General features: G+C 37.1%; 4 protein-coding genes. 1 reads left to right on the top strand and 3 read right to left on the bottom strand.

Features of this window, described 5'->3' with window-relative positions; translation table 11 throughout:
• A partial coding sequence (locus HMPREF0549_RS03255; protein WP_003716818.1) for a DsbA family protein occupies positions 1–547 on the top strand: 547 nt, incomplete at its 5' end.
• Between the two features lie 59 nt (positions 548–606).
• Here HMPREF0549_RS03255 and HMPREF0549_RS03250 read toward each other — a convergent pair.
• The 3 genes from HMPREF0549_RS03250 to HMPREF0549_RS03240 form a co-directional block, all read right to left on the bottom strand.
• A complete protein-coding gene (locus HMPREF0549_RS03250) occupies positions 607–1,983 on the bottom strand; it encodes a C69 family dipeptidase (protein WP_003716817.1) in 1,377 nt (458 codons plus the stop codon).
• A gap of 67 nt (positions 1,984–2,050) precedes the next feature.
• Positions 2,051–3,043: a competence protein CoiA gene (locus HMPREF0549_RS09335; RefSeq protein WP_050754853.1), complete on the bottom strand. Its 993-nt coding sequence runs from the start codon at positions 3,041–3,043 to the stop codon at positions 2,051–2,053.
• Between the two features lie 95 nt (positions 3,044–3,138).
• The gene (locus HMPREF0549_RS03240) at positions 3,139–3,825 is read right to left on the bottom strand and encodes an adaptor protein MecA (RefSeq protein WP_003716815.1); all 687 of its coding nucleotides are present in this window, start codon (positions 3,823–3,825) and stop codon (positions 3,139–3,141) included.
• Between the last annotated feature and the right edge of the window lie 133 nt (positions 3,826–3,958).

Here is a 3,958-nt window from a genome sequence, read left to right as displayed (position 1 = left end):
CACCAAAGTTAATTATCGTTTCATTCCGTTCTTTAATATGGCAACCATTCAACAAACCATTGAATCTTATCACTTAAATCAGCATAGTTTAGCCGTTCGTCAAATTGTTTCTCGGACGATCTATCAGGTAATTCTTGATTACATGGCCGCCTCTTTTCAGGGGAAAAAGCGGGGACGACAATTCCTCTTAATACTTCAAAATGCCCTAATCAAAGAAAATATTAACTACAACCATGACCTGGTAAAAGATGTTGCCCTACGCTCTAAACTTGATCTAGAAATGTTCATGGAAGATCGAAATTCGTCCCTAGCAAAGAAAACATTTCGCCAGGAACAGCAAGTTGCTAAAAGCTTAGGGGTTAAAGAACCTGCGACTGCTGTCGTTTTTGATTCAAGCCAATCACAATATGGATTCTTACTCAATAACTTTGACTACAATACTCTTATTACCGCTTACCAGAATAAGCAGTTAGAAGACGAAATATCGGTAGCCAACTTTATCAAAAATTATCAATTACATCCCCAAACAAGAACCATCCAAAAATAATAAAGCTAAGGAACGGCCCTCAAAGTTCAAACGGGAACTTTGGGGGTCGTTTATATTAACTAGTATTTTAGGTGAGCATTCATAAATCCATAATTAACGAGTTTTCCTAGCAACTTCATTGATTCCTGGTAGGATATTTCTGCCATCTGTTCATTAACCTTGCTTAAGAATGCAGTAATGTCATCCTTTGTTGAGAATTCACGATCCGCTTGGTGCTGTAAAGCTAGCGTTTGTGTCATAACTTGCTCTGCAAAGTCTTCAATCATTGATTCTACCTTTTGGTAATGTTGATCGGCAATTGCCATTATAGTGTGGTTTAACCAGTAAATATCTTGAATATCAAAGGTTGTTTTTGTATCACAATAATGTTGCGGTGTTTCTTGAATATTTGTATAAAATGGAACAACTGCATTGACTGTATTAGGACCAAAGGCAAGCCACTGAACACCGCTAATTCGTGGATCAACGCCATTCCTAATTTGAAGAATATGAAGTTCAAGGTTCCGGTTTAAGGCAATTGAACGAAATGGTGCATCCTCATTAGTGTAAGGATCATAATCAGTACCCTGATAATGGGAACTCATTAGCTCTTTAATCTCTTGAATCGTAATTTTACGTTGTGGGTAATTAATAAATGGCAGCATTTGATCTGTCGGCTGGTTTTCCTGATCACCACTTAGTCGGCGTTGAACATACCATGCCCGGGGATTGTTATACCGGGTATCACGAATAGTACTACTACCAAAAATCAGTCGTAAATTATAATCATCTTGCTCGGGATTGAGGTGATTACTATCTATTAAATTCTTCAAGTCTGCAGAACATAAAGTATTATTTGCTGCGAAATCAAAGTGGGTGATGTTCAGTCGGTTTGGTGCAATTACATATGCATCGTCAGGAATCTTAACCGCAGCCCAATGATGGCCACCAATTGTTTCTAAATACCAGACTTCTTCTTGATCACCAAACGCCATCCCATTTGCTTCATAGGTTCCATATTTTTCTAAGAGTTGACCAACGCGTTCAACAGCCTGTTTAGCAGTTCTGACATAGGGCAAAACTAGGGTTAAGAAATCTTCCTCACCAATTCCATCTTCACTGTTATACGGATCAAGACTAAGAATTCGTGGATTGCTAGTAATTGTTTCAGTTGCTGTCATCGAGACATTAGCTGAGTTAATCCCACTTGCTCCAAAAATCCCAGCACTATTATCCGCATCAGGAGTTGCTGTATACCTTAATGGGTTAGTTGGAAGGTCAATCGTAAACTTTGTTATTTTACTTTCGTAATGCTGCGGCTGGTTTTCCGGCTTAACCACTACAAATCGTTGTGGATCAAAGTTATTCGAATAGTCTTCAACTCGGCAAACAATCGTTGAACCATCAATGGTTGCCTTTTTCCCAGCAAGAAAAGTTGTACAAGTATGATATTTCATCTAGGTCATCCCCGATTTATTTTTTCTCTTCTATTATTTCATATTTTATTAATCACCACTAATGATTTCACTGAATTAATCGTTGGATTTCTTGGTATTGATTCATGAGTGATCTGTGATAACTTGGGTGTCTTATTAAAATAATTGTCTGCCCGTCCATCATAATGATGCCGCTTTTTAGTAATTGTTTAGTAAACACTTTTAAGTAATCATTAATGATCCTTGATGAGGGGAGACAGGGAAATTTCACCCATTCGGTTAAGCCCACTTCTTTCAGTAAATAAAGCCATGAATTCAAACTAAAACTAGTAAAAAGCGGTATTTCATTTAACCTCTTTACGACCAAACACCGCCAATATATTTCTGGATGGTTAGTAACTTGAATCCCCCAAATTTTTTGGTGGCAAATAACCGGTAAGCCACCAGTAAATTTCTTTACGCAAGGATTAATTTCCTGAAGTAATGAAAGTCGATGAAGAATGCGGTAGTCACGGGTTACACCTTTTAAACTAAGCGGTTTTTCTTTAATGGCAAGTTTAACTAATCTGAATATTTTAGCCTTAATATCCCAAAAAATAATTGTATACTGTCGATTAACTATTTGGACGAATTTCTGTGCTTGTCGTTGATTTAGTTTCCGCTTGTATGGTGAACCTAAAAACCAGTAACACTTTATTCCAATGCTCTGATAACCGAAAGTTCGTTTTTGGAGAGCGGTTAAAGATAATGGACTACATTGGAATTCAATTACAATTCGTTGCCCGCCTATTCTAAGAAGGACATCTGCTCGTTGTTCTAACTGTGGAATATAAACTTCAAGTTCTGCTTGCCACCCCTTTTTTCGTGCCCATTCAAAAATTTGTTGTTTTCCCAAAAGATGTTCATAACTCTCACCTTCCCGTAAAACACACCCACTATTTACCTGATGAGCAAAATGAGCGATCTTACTCTGACCTTGCTTAAGGACGAGGTGCTCCCCACACGCTGGACAACAGTAGTTCTTTCCTTGACAAGCATCAAAGGCGTTTATAAATTGGTCATTTAATTTTGCTACTAACAACTTTTCCGCCTCCCCATATATACAAGACGGCAAAAATTATTAATTGCATCAAAAAAGCATCCCAGAATTTCAAATAATTCTTGGGATGTTTCTCCTTAGTTAAAATAATGTTGAATTAAATGTAAGGCTGAGATTTCCATTAGCTTTTTTGAATGTTCTGCTAAATAATCAGATGCAATATTAGTTGCGTTCCCGTATTCATATGCTAATGCAATCTGGTTCTTTATCTCTTCATCTGTATTCTCATCAGTAATAAGGTATTGCAAAGTTAAATAATATTGGTCATTGTACTTATATAGCTCACTAACCACATTATTGTCCTCAGCAACCTTTGCGTATTGAATCAGGTCTTCAAATTGATCAAATCTAACGACGACCAGCTTTGTTAATGTGTCTGAATCATTTCCTGATATTGGGTAATCATCAGCTTTCAGTGATTCATCCGCCTCATTAGTTGACGATTCATCTTTCCGGCGCTGGGCAATACTCTGGCGAATGTAATCAGTAATCGCGTCATTTCGACCATCACCCATCGCATTAACCTGATCATTCTTACTGATAAAAAGCTCCAGACCATTTCCTGTTGGCATTACCTGAAAAGTTACTGAATCATTATCCTGAAATTGGTGAGTAGAATCGACTTCTTTCAAAATACTATAGAAAAAATCTTGGATCTGCTTATGGTCACTTAACAGATCAAGAATCTTTATTCCCCGTTCTTCAAGATCATTCGAGTCGACTAAAACACGAATTGTATTTTCATTAATGCGCTCCATTTCCATAAAAAGCACCTCCTTCGACTCGATACCTATATTACTACCATTCTAACTAATTTATCACAAAAGTAAAGGATGAAAAAACGCAATATAAGACCTGTCCAGATCAATACATTGCGTCTATTTAATACCTTATTCT

The sequence above is a fragment of the Limosilactobacillus vaginalis DSM 5837 = ATCC 49540 genome, from assembly GCF_000159435.1.
GTDB classification, from domain to species: domain Bacteria; phylum Bacillota; class Bacilli; order Lactobacillales; family Lactobacillaceae; genus Limosilactobacillus; species Limosilactobacillus vaginalis.
Note: the sequence above shows the minus strand (reverse complement) of the source record. Positions and strands in the feature narration are given on the sequence as shown.